The sequence below is a fragment of the Oceanibaculum sp. genome (assembly GCF_022449305.1).
GTDB classification, from domain to species: domain Bacteria; phylum Pseudomonadota; class Alphaproteobacteria; order Oceanibaculales; family Oceanibaculaceae; genus Oceanibaculum; species Oceanibaculum indicum.
In genome coordinates, this window is record NZ_JAKUSO010000039.1 from 1 (window position 1) to 19,784 (window position 19,784).

The window sequence follows — 19,784 nt, forward strand, 5'->3', positions numbered from 1 at the left end:
GCCCGCTTCTCGCCTTCCAGATCGAGGATTGGCGGCACGCCTTCGTCGAGGCTGCGCATCCGGACCGCCCCCGCCGCATCACTCACCAGCAGCGCCGGATCGGCATCCGCCAGCACCAGCGCCAGCCGTGCCTCCGGCTGTTCGACATCCAGCGGCACCCAGACCGCGCCGCAGGCAAGACAGGCCAGCAGCGAGGCGACGCATTCCGGCCCGCGCGGCAACAGCACCGCCACCCGGTCGCCGCGTCCGACACCGCGGTTCCGCAGCAGCGCCGCCAGCCGCATCGCGCGGCGCCATAGCCGGCGGTAGGTGAGAGTGGTGCCCTCCTCCGCCGAGTGCAGGGCGATGGCTTTCGGCTGGCGGGCGGCAGTGTCGGCAATCCATTGCGCCACAGTACCCTTGCGCCGCTCCAGCCTGTCGCCGCGCGCCCAGCTTTTCAGCAACCGCGAACGCTCGCCCGGTTGCTGCATGTCGAGGGAAGCCACCGGCTGCGCCGCATCGGCGCAGACAGCCTCCGTCAGCCGCCCGAAACGCTCCAGCAGCCGGGCGATGGCGGCAGCATCGAACCGTGCGGCATCATAGCCGGCGACCAGCCGTAGCCCGTCCGATGCATCAAAGAGTTCCAGCCCCAGCGGACCGTCCGGCTGCTGTCGCAGCCCGTCCAGCGGGGCCAGGTCGCCACCTTCGGCTTTCGCCGTCCGGCCGAGGAAATTCTGGTAGGCATAGCTTACACGGTAGAGCGGCTGGCCATCGGCGCGGCCCTTCACCGCGCGCACTACGGCGGCATGCGGGTAATCCCCATTATCCAGCGCCCCGGTCACCTGCGCCTGCACCTCGCGCAGCAAGTCACCTGCCGGCCGGTTACCGTCAACCGTGGCCCGCACCGCGACCATGTTGGCGAAGAAGCCGATGGACCGGGCGAAGCGGGCCTCGGGCCGGCGCAGCACCGGCATGCCGATGACAAACTCCGCCTCGCCGGTGAGCCGGTGCAGCAGCATCGCGAAGACGCCCAGGAAGAAGGCCGACGGGGTGACGCCCAGCCGTTCCGCCACGGCCCGGGCGCGCGCCACCAGTGCGGCGGGCAGCGCCTTTTCCAGATGCGCTGGTTCGGCCACGCCCCCTGTCAGCGCCGATACTTTTTCTTCCGGCAGGGTCAGCGCCGGCAGGTCGCCTTCCAGCCGCGCGCGCCAGTAGGCAAGCTGCGCCTGCCCTTTCGGCGAGGCCATGAAATTCCGCTCCCAACCGACGAAATCGGCATAGTCCGCCGCGACCGGTTCCGCCGGCGCCTCGCCTGCCCTAAAGCGGTCATAGGCGTCGCGCAGCAGCCCGGCGAGAACCAGCGCCGACATGCCATCGAAGGCGATGTGATGGGCAACGATCAGCAGCAGCCCGTCGCCTGCCGGCCTGTCGGACCGGCGCAGCAGCGCGAAGCGGATCGGCGGCTCTTCATGCAGATCGAAGGGCAGCACGGCCCGGCGTTTCGCCTCGTCCAGCGGATCGACCCCAGCCGGCACGGCGATATCCTGCAAAACCGTGCCAACAGGCTGGCCGGCCAGACGCGCATCCCCGTCCGCCTCGACAAGATGCGCGGTCAGCATCGGGAAACGGGACAGCAGCCAGCTACAGGCACGTTCCAGCGCGTCCCGGTCGATGCCGGACAGGCTGAATGCTATCGGCACATTGTAGGCCGCGCTGTCGGGATAGAGCGCCTGCCAGACCCACAGCGCGCGCTGCCCCTCGCTCAAGGGTGATTGCCACTGCTCCGGCGGCAGGATCGCTGCCACTTCTTCTGCCGGCTGCACCACAGTACCGCGCCGTTCCGCGACCCAGCCGGCCAGCGCGGCAGGCGTGCCCAGCCGTTCCAGATCGGCATGGCCGACCTCGACGCCGGTCGCCTCCCGCAATGTATGGATCAGCCGCAGGGAGGCCATGGAATCGGCCCCTTGCGCGCGGAAATCCGCATCGGCGCTTATATCGGTGGCGGCCACGCCAAGCTCCGCCGCCAGCGTGGCCGTGACCAATGCCAGCACATCGTCCGGCGCCGCAACCGGCTGCACGGCCGTTGGCGCGACAACCGCCGCGCCGATCCAGTGCCGGTCCCGCGCGAAGGGATAGGGCGGCAGCACCAGCAGCGGCCCCTCGACCTTCTCCTCCGGCACCACTCCGCCAGCCATCTGGCCAGGGCGCACGGACTCCAGCCCGGCCAGCAGCTCGGCATGGGAGGAGGCAACAATCTCTGTACGGTGTTCCATCGCCTCCCGCCCGGTGCGCAGCGTGCGCGACAGGCGGGCCAGGGAAATATCCGGGTTGGCGCGCACATACGCCGCAAGGTCGGCCAGCATTTGCGTCAGCTGCGCCGGTGTGCGGGCGGAGACCGGGAACAGCCGGCGGCGCGGCGCCTCCGCAGCGGGCATCTTCTGCACCAGCGCTTCCTCCAGCACCAGATGCACGTTGGAGCCGCCGGCCCCGAAGGAGCTGACCGTCGCCCGGCGCGGCTGCTCCACACCGTCGATCACCGGCGCCCGCCAGGGGCCAAGCGCCGCCTGCGGCACGAAGGGCGTGCCGGCGAAATCCATCTTCGGGTTCGGCGCGCCGGGCCGGATCGAAGGCGCCAGTTCGCGGTGCTGGAGTTGCAGCAGAACCTTGGTCAGCTGCGCCATGCCTGACGCCGCCTCGGCATGGCCCATATTGGCCTTCACCGAGCCGATGGCGCAGAACCCCACCTCCGGCGTGAAGGCGCGGAAGGCGCGGGTCAGGGCGCGCAGTTCGATGGCGTCACCGATGGCGGAGCCGTTGGCCGCCGCCTCGACATAGGAGATGTTGCGCGCATCCACCCCGGCGGCGCGCAGATTCTCCTCGATCAGCCGCGCCTGTGCCTCGGCGCCGGGCACCGCATAGCCGGCGGAATGGCCGGCATGATTCGCCGCACTCGCCTTCACGATGGCCAGCACCGCATCGCCATCGCGCAGCGCATCGGCCAGCGGCTTCAGCAGCACCGCCCCCACGCCTTCCGCCGGCAGATAGCCATCGCCATCGGCGAAGCTGCGGCTGCTTTCATGGCTGCCGATCAGCCCGGCACGGCTCAGCGCCAGGTACTTGTCGGGGATGATCGAGAGATTCACCCCGCCGGCGATGGCCAGCCGGCATTCGCCCAGCCGCAGGCTCTGGCAGGCCTGATGCACTGCTTGCAGCCCGGAGGAGCACATGCTGTCCACCGCGACGCTCGGGCCTTGCAGGTCGAGGAAATAGGACAGCCGGTTGGCGATGCCGGCATAGGAGGCGAGGCTCAGCAGCGCCTTGCTGTCGGCATCCATCTCCAGCGCGCGGTATTGCTGGTACATGGCGCCAACGAACACGCCGACGCGCGACTCGTAGCGCCGGACCAGCGCCTCCCGCGTGTGGCCGGCGCGCTCCAGCAGGTGCCAGGCGGTTTGCAGGAACAGCCGCTCCTGCGGGTCGGCCAGCGCCGCCTCGCGCGGGCTATAACCGAAGAAGCCGGCATCGAACCTGTCGACGTCGCTGAGGAACCCGCCCCATTTGCAATGGGACGTGCCGGGCCTGCCCTTCTCCGGCGCATAGAGCGCGGCATGATCCCAGCGATCATCCGGCACCTCGGTCACCAGATCGCGGCCTTCGCGCAGCGCCTGCCAGAATTCCTCCGGCGTATCGGCGCCGGGGTAGCGCCCGGCGACGGCAATGATGGCGATGTCCCCGGCGGCCGCTTGCGGCTGGGCGGAAGACTGCGCTTCGGGCTGCGGGTTGGATGCGGGTTCGGCATCGCCAAAGGCAGCGCCGTGGCTGTCCGCCAGCGCCCCGGCCAGCGCGGAGAGCTTCGGATATTCCAGCAGCAGCGTGGCCGGCAGCGGCCCCAGCTCGCGCTCCATCGCCTCGACGATCTGCAGGGCCGACACAGAATCGACGCCATAGCGATCCAGCGTCGACTCCGGGTCCAGCCGTTCCGCCGGGATGTTCAGCGCGTCGCCGACATGGCGGGACACAAACGCCAGCGCCCGCTCCCGCAAAGGCGCGGAAGCGATGCGCGCCGATGGGGCGGCCCGTTCTGGCACCGGCTTCTCCCCGTCCGGCATCAGCGCCGCGCGCAGCCTTTGATGGTCGCCGTCCAGCACGAGGATCTGCTGCTCGTCCAATGCCAGCGCGGCATTCAGCGCGGCGAAGGCGGCCTCGCTTTCCAGCGGCCGCACGCCGACCGCGCGTTCTGCCGCCGCCACCGCCGTTTCCGCCATCGCCATGCCGCCGGCGCGCCAGTAGGGCCAGTCGAGGGACAGCGTTCGGCCCTGCCGCTCGCCACGGGCGGCCAGAAGGTTGCGATAAGCCGCGAAGCTATCGAGGAAAGCGTTGCCGGCGGCGTAATCCGCCTGCCCGGCATTGCCCAGCGCGCCGGCCGCCGAGGCGAACAGCAGCATAAAGCCGAGCGGACGGCCGCCCAGCGCCGCATCGAGAGTGGCGAGGCCGGCGACCTTCGGCGCCAGCACGGCGCGCAGCTCCGCCGCCTCCTTGCGCACCAGCAACCGGTCGCGGGTGATGCCGGCGGCGTGGATGACGCCATCGATATGACCATGCGCGGCATAAATCTCGTCGATCAGCGCCCGCACCGAGGCCGCGTCCGCCATATCCGCCTGGCGATAGATCACCTCCGCCGGCAAGGCGGCCAGCGCCGCGCGGCGCACCTCGGACAGCGGCGAGCGCCCGGTCAGCCACAGCACCGGCCTGCGCCCCTGCGCCGCGATCTCGCGGCACAGCAGCAGGCCCAGCCCGCCGGCCCCGCCGGTCACCAGATAGACACCGCCCGGCTTCCAGGCCGGTGCCACCGGTTTTGCGGCGATCTCCCGCCAGTGCCGCACCTGCCTGCCCTGTGCGGTGTGGCGGATATCGGCATCGGTGCTGCCCTGCTCGGCCCGTGCCAGCGCGGCAAGGTCAGCCGCCGGATCGGCCACGGCGATGGTCTGGCAGCGCAGGCCCGGCCGTTCCTGCACGGCGCTGCGCAGCAGCCCGCCCAGCCCTTCCTGCAACGCCTCCTCACCATCGAGCGGCACGAGAAGCTGCACCAGCGGCTGCGCCGGACGCTCGCGGAACAGCGCCTGCAGCCGCGCCAGCATCTCTGCCGCATGATCGGCATAGCGATCCGCCAGCGCCGCGCCGCTGTTGGCCAGTATTGCCGCCCGGTCAGGACCAAGCGCGGCAACGGCACGCTCCATCCGCTCCGGCGCGAAGCCGCACAGCAGCGTCACGATCCGATCCGCCGGCAGATCGCCGCCCGCCGGTTTCGCCCGCAAGTCCGGCGCGAACAGCAGCGGCAACGTCGCTGGCTGCACGGACTCCGTCACCGCTCGCTCAGAAACCCCGCCGGGTACCCAGTAACGATCCCGCGCAAAGGGATAGGCGGGCAGGCCGATGCGCCGGGCCGGCTTGCTGCCCCTAAGCGCGCGCCAATCGACGCGCCCGCCGGCAGCCCAGGCACGGGCCAGATCCTGCGGATCGGAAAGGCCGGTCACCGCCGCACCGAAGCCCGCCGCGCGCGCCCGGTACACGCCGGCGATATCCCTGGCACCCGCCAGCACGCGGTCGAGCGCCGCCAGCAGCGCGGCGCGGCTGTCCGCGACCACCGCCAGCCTCTCCTCGAAGGCCTCGCGGCCTTCCTGCAGCGTGCAGGCGACCGCCGCTATGTCGCCCTCGCCCAGCTTCTCCAGCGCCGCGCGATGGCGGGCCAGCAGCTCGGTCAGGCGTTCGGGATCGCGCGCCGAGAACGGGAACACTGCCGGCCCATCCAAGGGGGCGCTGGTCGGCTGCTGCGGGGATTCCTCGATCACCAGATGCGCGTTCGACCCGCCCGCCCCGAAGGAGCTTAGGCCGGCGAGGCGCGGCAGTTCCCGCCCGTCCACGACCGGCGCGCGCCAGGGAGCGAGGTCGCGCTGCACCCGGAACGGCGTCGCGGCGAAATCGATGCCCGGATTTAGTGTCGTCGAATGCAGCGACGGCACCAACCGCCCATGGCGCATCTGCAAAAGCAGCTTGGTCAGGCCGGCTATGCCCGCCGCACTCTCGCAATGGCCGATATTGGATTTCACCGAGCCGATGGCGCAGAAGCCGGTGTCGTCGGTCTCTGCCTTATAGGCCTTGGTCAGCGCCGCGATCTCGATCGGGTCGCCCAGGCTGGTGCCGGTACCATGCGCCTCGACATAGGAGATCGCGCGCGGCGACACCCCGGCGCGACCCAGCGCGCGGCCGATCACATCCGCCTGCGCATTCGGATTCGGCACGGTATAGCCGTTGGTCTTGCCGCCATGGTTCAGCATGGAACCACGGATCACGCCATGGATGCGGTCGCCATCGGCCAGCGCGCGGTCCAGCGGCTTCAGCAGCACCGCGCCCACGCCCTCGCCCGGCACATAGCCGTCGCCGCCCGCCCCGAAGGATTCGCAGCGTCCCTTGCTGGACATGAAGCGGCCCTGCGACAGCGCCAGATACTTGTTCGGATGCAGCGTCAGATTCACGCCGCCGGCCAGCGCCACCGAACAGCCGCCACCGCGCAGGCTGTCGATGGCCAGATGGATCGCCGTCAGCGAGGAGGAACACATGCTATCCACCGCCAGGCTGGGGCCGTGGAAATCGCAGAAATAGGAGACGCGGTTGGCGATGGTGGCGGCCGAGCCGCCCAGCGCCATCGGCTGGCCGGCCTGGCTCTTCTCCGCACCGTAGAGCTGATATTCCTCATACATCACGCCGACGAAGACGCCGACATCCTGCCCGTCCAGGCTGGCGCGGGTATGGCCGGCATCCTCCAGCGTCTCCCAGGCGCATTGCAGGAACAGCCGCTCCTGCGGGTCCATGAACTCCGCCTCGCGCGGGGAGATGTTGAAGAACAGCGGATCGAAGCGGTCGAAACCGTCGAGGAAGCCGCCCCATTTGCTGTTGGTCTTTCCCGGCTTGCCCGGTGCCGGATCGTAGAAGCTTCTGTGGTCCCAGCGCTCCAAGGGCACCTCGGTGATGCCGTCGCGACCGGCGGCCAGATTGGCCCAGAATTCGTCCAGGTCGCGGGCACCGGGGTAGCGCCCGGCCAGGCCGATGATGGCGATGGGCTGGTCACCCGCGCTTTGCGCCAGCGGTTCGCCGCGCCGCACCGCCGGATCGGCCTGAAGCGCCTGCGCCGCCCTGGCGGACGCGACGCCCGCCAGTTCCGCCAGCCGCGCCGCGTGATGTTCAAGGAAGTATCCGGCCAGCGCCGCCAGAGTCTGATGCTCGAAGAACAGGGTCTTCGGCAGCGGCCCGAAATCCGCTTCCAGCACATCGGTCAGCCGTACGATCAGCATGGAATCGATGCCATAGGCCTCGAACGCGGCCTCCGGTTCGATCTGCGCCGCTTCCATGCCGATTTCGCGCGCCAGTACCCCGGCCAGATAGGTCTCCGCCGCCTGCCGCAGCGGGACGGTCGCTTCCGGCTTGTCATCCGCTTCCATGACACGACCGGCAACCCGCACCGTGAAACCGTGCAACCTTGCATAGAGACGGCCCTTGTCATCGGCCAGGTCGATATCGAATTTCAGCACGCCGCCAGTGCCGGGTCGCAGCCGCAGATGCGCCCAAATGCCGTCGCCGGCCATGGCAGGCAGCGGGCGCAGCAGTTCCAGCCGCTCCAGCACGAAGGGCAGGGCCGCCTTGCCCTCCTCGCCCGCATCATCGACCAGCGCAATGCAGGCCTGGAAGGCGCCATCCAGCAGCGACGGGTGCAGCCCGAAGGCCTCACCCGATTGCGCCGCCGCTTCCGGCAGCACCAGATGCGCCAGCGCCTCATCCTTGCCGCGCCGCAGCACGCGCACCGGCTGGAAGCTCGGCCCATATTCCAGCCCCAGCGACGCGTAGCTGTCATACAGCCAGCGCGGCGACAGTTCGTCCGGGCAGCGGGCGCGCAGGCCGGGCAGATCGAGCACCGGCGTCACGCCTTCTGCCAGCGGCCCGATTGTGCCGCGCACATGCAAAGTCTCCTCCGGCCCGCTGGTCAGCCGGAAGGCGCTGTCGCCGCCCTCTGCCTGTGTCAGAGAGACGGCGACGGGCAGCGGCGCCGTGACCATGACCGGCTGCTGCCAAACCACCTGGCGCAGCAGCACCGGACGTGCCGTGTCGTCGCCGGCATAGGCGCGGCGGGACAGTTCCAGGCTCATCGCGCCGGGCAGCACGCAGGCACCCCGGAAGCGGTGATCGCGCAGATAGAAGGAGTCGGGATGCAGGGTCAGCGCATAGGGCGCGTCGGCAGTAACGGCCGGCGTCGCCGCTCCGGCGATGTTGTAGATATCCCGCGCGAAGGGATAGGTCGGCAGGTGCAGCCGCCGGCGCGGCCCGTTTTGCAGAGTCGCCCAGGCAACCGCCCCGCCCGCAACCCAGTGCCGGGCAATGTCCGCCAGCGTTGCGCTCTCCGGCAGCGTGCCGGCCGGTGATGCATCCCCGGCGGCAAGCCTGCCAGCAAAGACCCCGCTGCCCGACCCGGCAAGCCAGCCGGCCAGCCGCTCCCGAACTTCTGCCAGCGAGCCGGCGGTGAAGGCAAGGCGCTGGCGCATCGCCTCGCGCCCCACCTGCAGCGTATGGGCGATATCCGCAAGGTCGGCATCGCTGAATCGGCCCCCCTCCAGCGCCGCCAGCAGCTGTGCTGCCTGCTCGCGCAGCCGCACCTCGTCACGCGCCGACAGCACGATCAGGACCGGCCCCGCTGAAGCTGCGGGTGGTGCGGGCGGCACATCTTCCTCCAGCACGACATGCGCGTTCACGCCGCCGAAGCCGAAGGAGCTGATGCCGGCGCGGCGCGGCAGTTCGCGGCCCTGCGCATCGCGCAGCCGCGCCCAGGGCCGGGCCTCGCGCAGGATGCGGAACGGGCTGTCCGTGAGGTCGATATAGGGGTTCTGCTCGGCGCAATGCAGGCTGGCTGCCAGCGTGCCGTGGCGCATTTCCAGCAGCAACTTGGCAAGCCCGGCGATGCCGGCGGCCAGTTCCAGATGGCCGATATTGCTCTTCACCGCGCCCAGCCAGCAGCCTTCATTCTCGTAAGACGCGTCGGGGCTTTCGGCATAGAGGTCGCGGAAGGCCGCTTTCAGCGCGTTCACCTCCACCGGGTCGCCCAGCGCCGTGCCGGTACCATGCGTCTCGATATGGGTGACGGTGCGCGGGTCGATGCCAGCGCGGCGATAGGCCTGTACCAGCAGCGCCTTCTGCGCCGCCGTGTTCGGCGCGGTCAGCGAATTGGCGCGCCCGCCATGATTGACCGACGAGCCGCGGACGATGGCATAGACCGCATCGCCGTCGCGCCTTGCCTCGGACAGGCGCTTCAGGAAGATCATCCCGACGCCCTCGCCGCGGCCATAACCATCGGCATCCTTCGAGAAGGTCTTGCAGCGCCCGTCCGGCGCCAGCATGCCGGCCTTGGCGAAATTGATGTGCGCCTCCGGCGTGACGATGCTGTTCACCCCGCCGACCAGCGCCATCTCGCAATCGCCGTTGCGCATCGCCTCCAGCGCGCGGTGCAGCGCAACCAGCGAGCTGGAACAGGCGGTCTCCACCGGCTCGCTCGGGCCGTGCCAGTCGAAGAAATAGCTGATCCGGTTCGGCCCGACCGAGGGCACCGCGCCGGTCGCGACATAGCCCTCGCCGCCGGTATCCTCGCCGATCATCTCGCGGTAGCCGCTGGAGGAGGTGCCGACGAACACGCCGACCGACCGGCCCGCCAGGCTGCGCGGCGCGTGGCCGGCATCCTCGATGGCCTTCCAGGCATGCATCAGCATCAGCCGCTGCTGCGGGTCCATCAGCTTCGCCTCGCGCGGCGAGATGCCGAAGAACAGCGGGTCGAACGCGAACACCCCGTCGATGAAGCCGCCCCAATGGATGTTGGTGCGGTTCGGCTCGCGCTTCGGATCGCCATCATAGGCGCGCCAGTCCCAGCGATCCGCCGGGATACGCTCCATGCAATCGCGCCCGGCCAGCAGATTGGCCCAGAACTCATCGGCATCCGCCGCCTTCGGGAAGCGGCAGCTTAAGCCCACGATGGCGATGGGGTCGTCGTCCCCGCCAAAGGACGGGGCCAAGGGCTGGACAACAGCCGGGGCGGGCGCGGGATCGGCAACGGGTTCTGCTGCTGGCATCTGCCCGGATATATGGTCCGCCAGCCGCGACAGGGTGGCGAACTCGAAGAAATCGGCCGGCGTCAACGACAGGCCAAGCGTCTCGTTCACCGCCGAGGCGAACACCGTCATGGTGATCGAATCGAAGCCGAACTCGCCCAGCTCCGTATCGGAATCGAGCACCGACGCCTCGACCTCCAGCACCCGCGCGGCCACCCCGGTCACCGCCGTCAGGGCGCGGGCGAGGCGCTCATCCTCACTCTCGGCGGCAGCGGCGGGCAGGGGCGGGGCAGGCGCCGGTTGCACCACAGGCGCGGCAGCCACCGGTATCGTCTGCGGGGCAGGCGCAGCCTGTGTGCCGACCCAATAGCGCGTGTGGTCGAACGGATAGCCCGGCAATGAGATACGGCGGGGCGGGCGGCCCTTGCGCAGGGCGCGCCAATCGACCGCCAGCCCGCCGGCCCAGAGCTGCAGCAGCGTGTCCGCCCGGCCGCGCTCCGCAAGCCCGGCGACGGCGGCGTTCAGTTCCGCATCGCTTTCCAGCACCGCCATCATCGCCCGGTTCGCTTTCACCTGCCCGACATGCAGGCCGGTTTCTTCGACGCGTCCGTCCAGATAGGCAGTCAGCCGGTCGAGCAGCGCCGGAACATCCGATGCCTGAAAGGCCAGCCGGTGTTCCATCGCGTCCCGGGCCACCTGCAGCGTCCAGGCAATGGCGGACAGGTCCGCGTCCGTTCCCATCGCCGCCACGGCGTCACGCAGCAGGCGGGCGCTCTCGCGCAGCTGCTCCGGCGTGCGCGCCGACAGCACGATCAGCGCCGGGCCGCTTTCCTGTTCAACCAGCGGTTTGGGGGCGACATATTCCTCCAGCACCAGATGCGCGTTGGAGCCACCGAAACCGAAGGAGCTGACCCCAGCGCGGCGCGGAATCTCGCGCCCCGCAGCATCGAGCGTGCGCGGCCAGGGCCGGTTCTCGCGCACCACTTCGAACGGGCTGCCCTGCAGCTTCAGATAGGGGTTCAGCGCATCGCAATGCAGCGTCTTTACCAGCTGGCCGTGGCGCATCTGCAGCAGCAGCTTCAGCACGCCCGCCGCGCCGGCCGCCAGCTCCAGATGGCCGATATTCGACTTCACCGAACCGATTCCACAGGCCATCGAAACGCCCGGTCCGTACTCGGCTTCCGCCTCTTTCGCGAGATCGGCGAAGGCGGCCCGCAGCCCCTCCACCTCGATGGGGTCGCCCAGCTTCGTGCCGGTGCCATGCGCCTCGATATAGGAAACCGTGCGCGGATCGAATCCCGCCTGGCGATAGGCGGTGCGCAGCAGCTCGGCCTGCGCCTTCGGGTTCGGCGCGGTCAGCGAGCCGGCGCGGCCGCCATGGTTCTCCGCCGAGGCGCGCACCACGGCGAGGATACGGTCGCCATCGCGTTCCGCATCGGCCAGCCGCTTCAGGAACACCAGCCCCAGCCCCTCGCCGCGGGCATAGCCATTGGCCGCGTCCGAGAAGGGCTTGGAGCGCCCGTCCGGCGACAGCATGCCGGCGCGGCTGAAGCCGATGAAGGAATCCGGCAGCAGCAGCGTGTTCACCCCGCCGGCAATGGCGGTGTCGCAGCCGCCGGAACGGATCGCCTCAACGGCGCGATGGATCGCCACCAGCGCGCTGGAACAGGCCGTCTCCACCGCCACACTTGGCCCGTGCAAATTCAGGAAATAGCTGATGCGGTTCGGCCCCAGCGAGGGGGCGAGGCCAGTCATCGCATAGCCTTCGACCACAGCACCCGATGCCGCCGCAAGCCGCCCATAGCCGGTATCGGCGATGCCGACAAACACGCCGGTGCGGCTGCCCGACAGGCTGCGCGGGGCATAGCCGGCATCCTCGATGACGCGCCAGGCCTGGGTCAGCAGCAGTCGCTGCTGCGGGTCCATCATGCGCGCCTCCGGCGCCGACAGGCCGAAGAATCCGGCGTCGAAAGCGCCGATGCCGTCGATGAAGCCGCCCCATTTCACATTGGTGCGGCCGGGCTCCTTCACCGGGTCGCCCCAGACCGCGCGCCAGTCCCAGCGCTCCGGCGGGATCTCGCCGATGCAGTCGCGTCCCTCCACAAGGTTGCGCCAGAAGTCATCAACATCGGCAGCGCCGGGCAACACGCCGCTCATGCCGATGATGGCGACCGCATCGCGTGGCGTGTCGGACGCCATCGCCGGTTTCGGCGTGGGCTGGGGCTCCGGTTTCGAGGCTGGCGCTGCGGCTGGCGCCGCCACCGTCGCGGCCACGCCCAGCGCCGCAGCCATGCGGTCCGATTCGGCCGCCGCCAGATGCCCGGCCAGCCCGTCCAGCGTCGGATGCTCGAAGAACAGGGTCGGCGTCAGCTCCAGCGCGAACCGGTCGTTCAGCGCATTGGCGAACTGGGTAAAGCTGATCGAATCGAAGCCATATTCGGTCAGCTCGATATCCGGGGCGAGATCGTCCAGCCCAACCTTCAGCTGCGCCGAGACCATGCGCATCAGCGCGTCCAGCACCGCCGCGCGCAGCGCACCGCTATCGACCGAGGCGGCCGCCGGCTTCTGGAAGACGGGCGGCTCCGGCGCCTCCAGCAGGCGACGGCGCAGCCGCGCGGCATCGCCGGGGGCAACCAGCAGCCGCGTTTCGGTTCCGGCCAGCGCGGCATGGATCGCCGCCAGCCCGTCCGCCGTCTCCAGCGGCACCAGCCCGGTGGTGCGGGTCATCAGCCGCTCGCTGGCCGCATCCATGCGCATGCCCCCATCGCGCCAGAGCGGCCAGGCGATGGCGATGGTGCGGCCCTGGCAGGCACCGGCGGCGCGGCGCGCCTCGCGCGCCTCCGCGAACCCATCGAGAAAGGCATTGGCGGTGGCGTAATCGGCCTGTCCCGGATTACCGAGCGCGCCGGACAGGGAGGAGAACAGCAGGAAAAAATCCAGCGGTGCCGCGCCGATGGCACGGTCGAGATTCAGCGTGCCGGCCAGCTTCGGCGCCAGCACCTCGGCCAGCTCCTCGGGACTCTTGCCGGCCAGCGCCTTGTCGCGCAGCAGCCCGGCGGCCTGGATCACCCCGTCTAGCCTGCCATGCTCGCGGCGGATGGCAGCAACCAGCGAGTCCACCGATGCGGCATCGGTCAGATCGACCGGCTGGAACGACACCCCGTCCGGCAAGGCCGCATCCGGCGCGCGCCGGCCCGCCAGCACGATGCGGGCGGCGGGCGCATGGGCGCGGATATCGTCTGCCAGCAGGCGCCCCAGCGCGCCCGCGCCGCCGGCAATCAGATAGACACCATCGTCGCGCCACGCGGGAGAGGCCTTGGCGGCAGCAACCTCGCGCCAGCCTTGCATGGAGGACACGCCGTCCCGGAAGCGCAGCAGCGCGTGTTGCGGCGTGCGGGCAGCCTGCGCCAGTCGTTCCGCCAACGCCGACGGGCTCAGCCCCGGCTCGACGCAGACCACCTGCCCCCAGAGATTACCATGCTCCAGATGTGCGCTGCGCAGCATGCCGGCCAGCGCCGCCAGCATCGGCGCCTCCGGCCCGTCCGGCAGGGCGATCTGCACCAGCACCGGCACCTTCGCCGGCAGCAGGGATTGCAGGAAACCGAGGAGCTGCCGGCTGTACGCCGACAGACCGTCGCCGGTGAGCGCCTGGCACTCCCAACCCGGCAGCGAAGGCGCTTCGAGGCCGATCAGCAGCGCATGGCGCGCGGCGAAACCGGCAGGATCGACGGTCGCCGCCGGCACGGGCAGCCAGTCCGGCGCGAAATGCAGCACGGACTCTTCCTTCTGCGCCTGCAACACCCGCGTGGCGAAGCCGCGCAGCCGCACGCAGACTATACCCTCCGCATCCAGCAGATCGAGATCGAGGGTGCGCACCCGCTCCCCCTGCCCTTCGGCGGCGGGACGGATGGCGACCCAGCAATCGGCGGGCACGGCGCGCAGCAGCTCGACCGACTCCAGCGCGAAGGGCAGTGCCGCCCCGCCTTCCGACGGTGTGCCGTCGGGGTTCAGCGCCATGCCGATGGCGGCCTGGAAGGCACCGTCGAGCAGGCTGGGATGCAGCGCGAAGCCGGCACCCGCCACCGAGTCCGGCAGGCGGAGCCGCGCCAGCACGCCGGCCTCGCCGGTGGCCAGTTCGACCAGCGCCCGGTGCCCCGGCCCATACTCCAGCCCCAGCGCCGCAAAGGCGTCATAGATGCGCGGCGCGTCGTGCGGATGCGCCGCCCGCAGCATATCGAGGTCAGCGGGCTGGGGCGCATCGCCAACAGACTCGGCCAGCAGCATCTGTGCGTGCAAGTCGCGCGCGCCATCCGGGCCGAGGCTGCCGATCTCAATGCGGGTGCCGCCCGCCGCCCGATTCACCACGATTTCGACCGTGACCGGAGATGTCACGATCAGCGGCTTCAGCCAGACGATCTTGCGCAGATGCGTGGCGCGCAGGCCGGCCTTTTCGGCGGCGGCGCGCGCCAGCTCCAGATAGGCGACGCCGGGCAGCACCGGATTGCCCTGCACGCGATGATCGGCAAGGAAGAATTCCGCACCGGTGAAGCGCAACGTGTAGCGGTCCGGCCCGGCCTCGGTCAGCGCGAAGCCGCCCGCTTCCACCGGTTTTGTGTCGGCCAAAGGCAGCCAGTAGCGCTTGCGCTCGAACGGATAGGTCGGCAGGGCGAGCCGCCGCCTTGCCTGACCCTCATGCAGCGCCGCCCAGCCGATGGTCGCGCCCGCTGCCCAGCGCGCCGCGATATCCGCCAAAGCCATACCGGCAGGATCGAGCGCCTCTCCCTTGCCGACGCGCGGCGCGGTGCCTCGATGCACCGCCTGCCCATCTTTCAGGAAATCATCGATCTGGCGCAGCAGGTCCGCACCGTTGCTGGCAACGAAGGCGACCCGCTCGCGCATCGCATCGCGGCCGATTTGCAGCGTGTAGGCGAGATCGGCCAGATCGGCGGTTTCGGCGAACGGCCGCAGCTGCTCCACCGAAACCCGCAGCGCGGTCGCGGTCCGCGCCGAGACCGGCAGCAGGAACGGCCCGGCGCTCTCCGACACTGGCGAAGCGGCGGGGACATATTCCTCCACCACCAGATGCGCGTTGGCGCCACCTGCCCCGAAGGAGCTGATGGCCGCGCGGCGCGGCTGCTCTACCCCATCAATCTTGGGCCGCTGCCATGGGCTTTCCTTGTCCAGCAGGTGGAAGGGCGTGCCAGTGAGGTCGATCAGCGGGTTCGGCACCTCGCAATGCAGGCTGCGGTAGCGCGTGCCATCGCGCAGCGCCAGCAGCACCTTGATCAGGCCCGCCACGCCCGCCGCCGTTTCGGCATGGCCGATATTGGATTTCACCGAACCGAGGCCGCATGTTGCCACTTCCGGCATCGGCAGGCCGCGGGCGCGGTACAATTCCGCAAAGGCCAGCTTCAGCCCCTCGATCTCGATCGGGTCACCCAGCTTCGTGCCGGTGCCGTGGCATTCGATCAGGCCGATGCTGCGCGGATCGATGCCGGCGGCGCGGTGCGTCTCCACGATCAGCCTTGCCTGCGCCTGCGGATTCGGCGCGGTCAGCGAGGTGGCGCCGCCGCCATGATGCTCCGCCGAGGCCAGGATCACGCCGAGGATCGGGTCGCCGTCGCGTTCCGCCGCATCCAGCCGCTTCAGCAGCACAGCGCCCACGCCATCGGCGCGGGCATAGCCATTGGCGGCGGCGGAGAAGCTCTTGCAGCGCCCGTCCGGGCAGATCATCCCGACCTGCGAGAACATGATGTGCTGCATCGGCGACAGCATCAGGTTGGAGCCGCCGGCAATCGCCATCTCGCAGCCTTCGTGGCGGATGCTCATGACCGCGCGGTGCACCGCCACCAGCGAGCTGGAACAGGCGGTGTCGATCACCTGGCTGGGACCGTGAATATCCAGCAGGAAGGACAGCCGGTTCGGGCAGAAGGCATGGCCGAGGCCGGTGAGCTGCTGCGCCTCCATCACCCCGGCGCGGTTCGCCATCTCGGTGTAGTCCAGCAGGTTGATGCCGAGGAACAGCCCGACCTTGCGCCCGGCCAGCGATCCGGGGGCATGGCCGGCCCCTTCGATCAGCTTCCACACGCATTCCATGAACAGCCGGTGCTGCGGGTCCATCAGCTCGGCTTCTTTCGGCGAGATGTTGAAGAAGCCGGCATCGAACAGATCGTGGCCCGGGACGAAGCCGCCATATTTCACATCAGTGAACGGCCCCTTGCGCGGGTCGCCATGAACGGCGCGCCAGTCCCAGCGGTTGGCCGGCACTTCCTCGATGCAGTCCTCGCCGCGCCGCAGATGCGCGGCGAAACGGTCGAGGTCCGGGCTCTTGGGGAACATCCCCTCCATCGAGATGATGGCGATGGGGGCAGCGGCATCCGGCACCGCTGGTTTTGGCTGGGCGGGAATGGCATCTGGTTTTGGCGCCTTCGCCACCGCGCGGTGCCGCGCCATCCAGCCGGCGACCTTCGCGGCTGGCTTTACTTCCGGCACGGATACAGGCGCGGGCGCAGTCTCGACCTTCGGCGCGTAATGGGCGGCGATGGCCTTGCCGTTGCGTTCCGCCAGGATACGCGCAAGATCGTTGAGGTTCTTCGCCTCGAAGAAGGTGGTGGGTGCCACCGATATGCCGAAGCGCCGCGAGATCTGCACCATTACCTCGGTGATGGCGATGGAATCGATGCCGTAATTGGCCAGATTCTCGGTCGGGTCCAGCTTCTCTTCGGGGATGCGCAGCGCCGCCGCCGCGATGGCCAGCACGTCGCCAGCCAGCCGGCCGAGGCCGCCGCCAGAAGAAGCCGTTTCCGCTGCTGCTTCTGGCGTGGACGGCGCGATGCCGGCGCGGCGCATCAGCTCCTCTTCCAGCGTCTTGCGGATATCGGGACGGTCGGTCATGAGGCCATCGCCTCCGGCGCCCCGTCACCGGCCAGCATGTCGCGGTAGCGCCGCATCTGCGCCAGCAGCTTCCACAGATCGGCCTCCCACAGATGCCGGTAGGACGGCACGAAATAGCCCTGGCCGATATCGGGAGTGTCGGTCTGCTTCGCCTTCAGGAAGGCCTCCAGCCCTTTCGTCCGGCCGAACAGCGCGCGGGCATAGGTCAGCGCGTACAGGCCTTGTGTCTTCAGCCCGTCGCCCAGCCCGCCGGCGGCATTGATGAAGCCCATGAACAGCAGATTGTCGTGGTTGCGCGGCGTCGAATGCAGGAACAGGTCGGGGATGCCCGACTTCCATTCCAGCAGCCCCTTGTCGAGGAACGGGAAGTCGCGCTTGTAGCCGGTGGCGTAGAGGATGACATCGAACTCCGCCGTGCTGCCGTCAGTGAAGCGGACAGTGCGCCCCTCGAACGCCGCGACATCGCCCTTCGGCACCACATCGCCATGGCCGATATGATAGAGGATCTGCGAATTCATCACCGGATGCGCGGCATCCAGCGGATAGTCCGGCGCCGGCAACCCGTAGGCGGCGCCATCATAGCCGGCGAGGCGGAACACTTCCGCGATATAGGCCAGCGTATCCTCCTTGCGGGGAAATTTGTTGCCCAGCTCCATCATCCATTGAGGAGTCGGCTTGCCATCGATGAATTTCGGCTGATAGTAATAGCCGCGCCGCGTGCTGTGATGGACGGAAGCCGCGTGATGCATCGCATCCACGGCAATGTCGCAGCCGGAATTGCCGCCGCCGATCACCAGCAGCCGCTTGCCGGCGACCTGCCGGCCCGACTTGTAGTCCATCGAATGCAGCACCTCGCCCGCGAAGCTGCCGGGATAGGCCGGGTCCGGCAGATGCGGCACACGCTGCAGCCCGTTGCACACGATGACCAGCGGATAGAGCGCGTCATGCCCCGCCGCCGTGACCAGCCGCCACTGGTCGCCGACCGGCTCCAGCCGCTGCACCGGCGCCTCGAAACGGGTGCGCTCATACAGGCCGGAGGCGCGCGCGAAATCGCGGAGATAGCGCAGCATCAGCCGGTGGTTCGGGTAGGGCGGGTAGTCTTCCGGCATCGGGAAGTCGGGCGCCTGGGTGTTGAATTTCGGCGAGATCAGATGCAGCGACTCATAGGCGCGCCCGCAGGCCGCATCGGCATTCCACACGCCGCCGAAATCCGATTCCGCCTCGTAGAGATCGACCTCCACGCTGCCGGCCACCAGTTCCCGCGCAACGCCGATTCCGGTTGGCCCGCCGCCGATGATCGCGACCTTCGCGTTTCTCGTCACCGCCGTCATAGCGCCTCCTCCTCGAACCGGATTTCCGCCAGCGTCTCGTGCGGCGCGGTCAGCACGCCGGCCAGCGTCATCAGTGTCTGCCCGCCGGCATCGTGCAGCGACAGCACCCAGCCCTCATCCGCCGACAGGCGCGACAGGCGCAGCCAGATCGCTTCCGGCAGGCCGGCCTGCGCCGCCGGTTCCAGCGTGAGGCTTTCCAGCGCATAGGGGAAGGGCAGCGCGTCACTCTCCCCATTCTCCGCAAAAGCCAGCACCCGCCAGACCGCATCGAGGCAGAGCGGGTCCATGACCATGCCACCCGATCCGCCGGCGGCACGCGTCAGGCGCGCGGTCAGCATGTCTCCATCGCGGCGCAGCGCCTGCACGCTGGCGGCTTCCGGTGCCGGCGGGCCGGAATGGGCGGCGCAGCGCGCAGCGAACTCCCGGAAGGAAGGCAGAGTATCCTCGCCGGCCTGCATGCTGGCGGGATCGAGCGAAGGCGCGCGGAAGGCTTCGGCCTCCGGCGGCAGCGCCTCGCCCAGATGGCAGGGGGCCATCTCCTCGCCATCCGCCATCACCTGATAGAACAGCCCCGCCGCATCCTGCCGGATGGCAAGGCTGAGCCGGCGCGGATGGCCGTTCACCGCGACCGGTCGGCCCCAGACCAGATGGCGCAGTCCGGCCACACTAGCCCCTGTCTGGCGGGCCAGCGCGGCGCGCGCCAGCTCCGGCAGGAACAGGCCAAGCGACAACCGCGTCTCGCCGGTGGCGTGGTGGGTCAGCCAGGACTCCTCCGCGCGCAGGGTCAGGCCGACGTGCAACCCCTCCGGCGTCACAATCACCTCCTCCAGCAGCGGATGCCCAGCGGGAGCCAAAGCGGGTGCTGCCGGTTTTGCGGCGACCACCCAGTGCCGGTCCCGCGCGAAGGGATAGCCCGGCAGCCGGATGCGGCGGCCCTCAGGCAATCCTGAGAAATCGACATCGCGCCCGGCGGCCCACAGCCGCGCCAACCCGTCGAGCGTGCCGGCATCGGCATTCCCATCGGCATCGCGCTGATCGAAGTAAACGCCTTCCGCTGGTTGCCCGGCAGCGACGGAGGACAGCGCCCGCAGCAGTTCCGTCCGGTCGCGGAAAGTGAAGGCCAGCCTCGTGGTGAAGGCGCTGCGCGCGACCCGCAGCGTGTAGGCAAGGTCGCCAAGATCGAGCGCCGGATTGGCGGCGACAAAACGCTCCATCGTGGCGGCATAGTCGCTCAGCCGCTCGTGGTCGCGCGCCGACAGCACGAACAGATAGGGGCCGGGCGCGCCACTGCCAGACCCGGCTGGCGGCGCTTCCTCCAGCACCAGATGCGCGTTGGTACCGCTGAAGCCGAAGGAGCTGACGGCCACGCGGCGCGGGCCGGTGCCGGCCGGCCACGGCTTCAGGCTGGGATTCACCCGGAACGGCGCACCGGCCAGGC

The 19,784-nt window shown here is 69.7% G+C and carries 3 protein-coding genes (1 of these 3 running past the window's edge); all 3 read right to left on the bottom strand.

Going from position 1 to position 19,784, the window contains the following annotated elements; genetic code table 11:
* Window positions 1-17,015, bottom strand: a 17,015-nt coding sequence (locus MK313_RS12190) for an SDR family NAD(P)-dependent oxidoreductase (protein WP_287781839.1), incomplete at its 3' end; no start/stop codon positions are given.
* Complete coding sequence (locus MK313_RS12195) at window positions 17,012-18,346, bottom strand: flavin-containing monooxygenase (protein WP_287781840.1); 1,335 nt, start codon at window positions 18,344-18,346, stop codon at window positions 17,012-17,014. The genes MK313_RS12195 and MK313_RS12190, both read right to left, overlap by 4 nt.
* A protein-coding gene (locus tag MK313_RS12200; protein ID WP_287781841.1) for an SDR family NAD(P)-dependent oxidoreductase crosses the window boundary here: on the bottom strand, window positions 18,343-19,784 show its end. 15,424 nt of this gene lie beyond the right edge of the window; the window shows 1,442 of its 16,866 coding nt (coding positions 15,425-16,866); its start codon lies beyond the right edge, outside the window — the gene reads right to left on this strand; the stop codon is at window positions 18,343-18,345. The genes MK313_RS12195 and MK313_RS12200 overlap by 4 nt, the downstream gene beginning before the upstream one ends.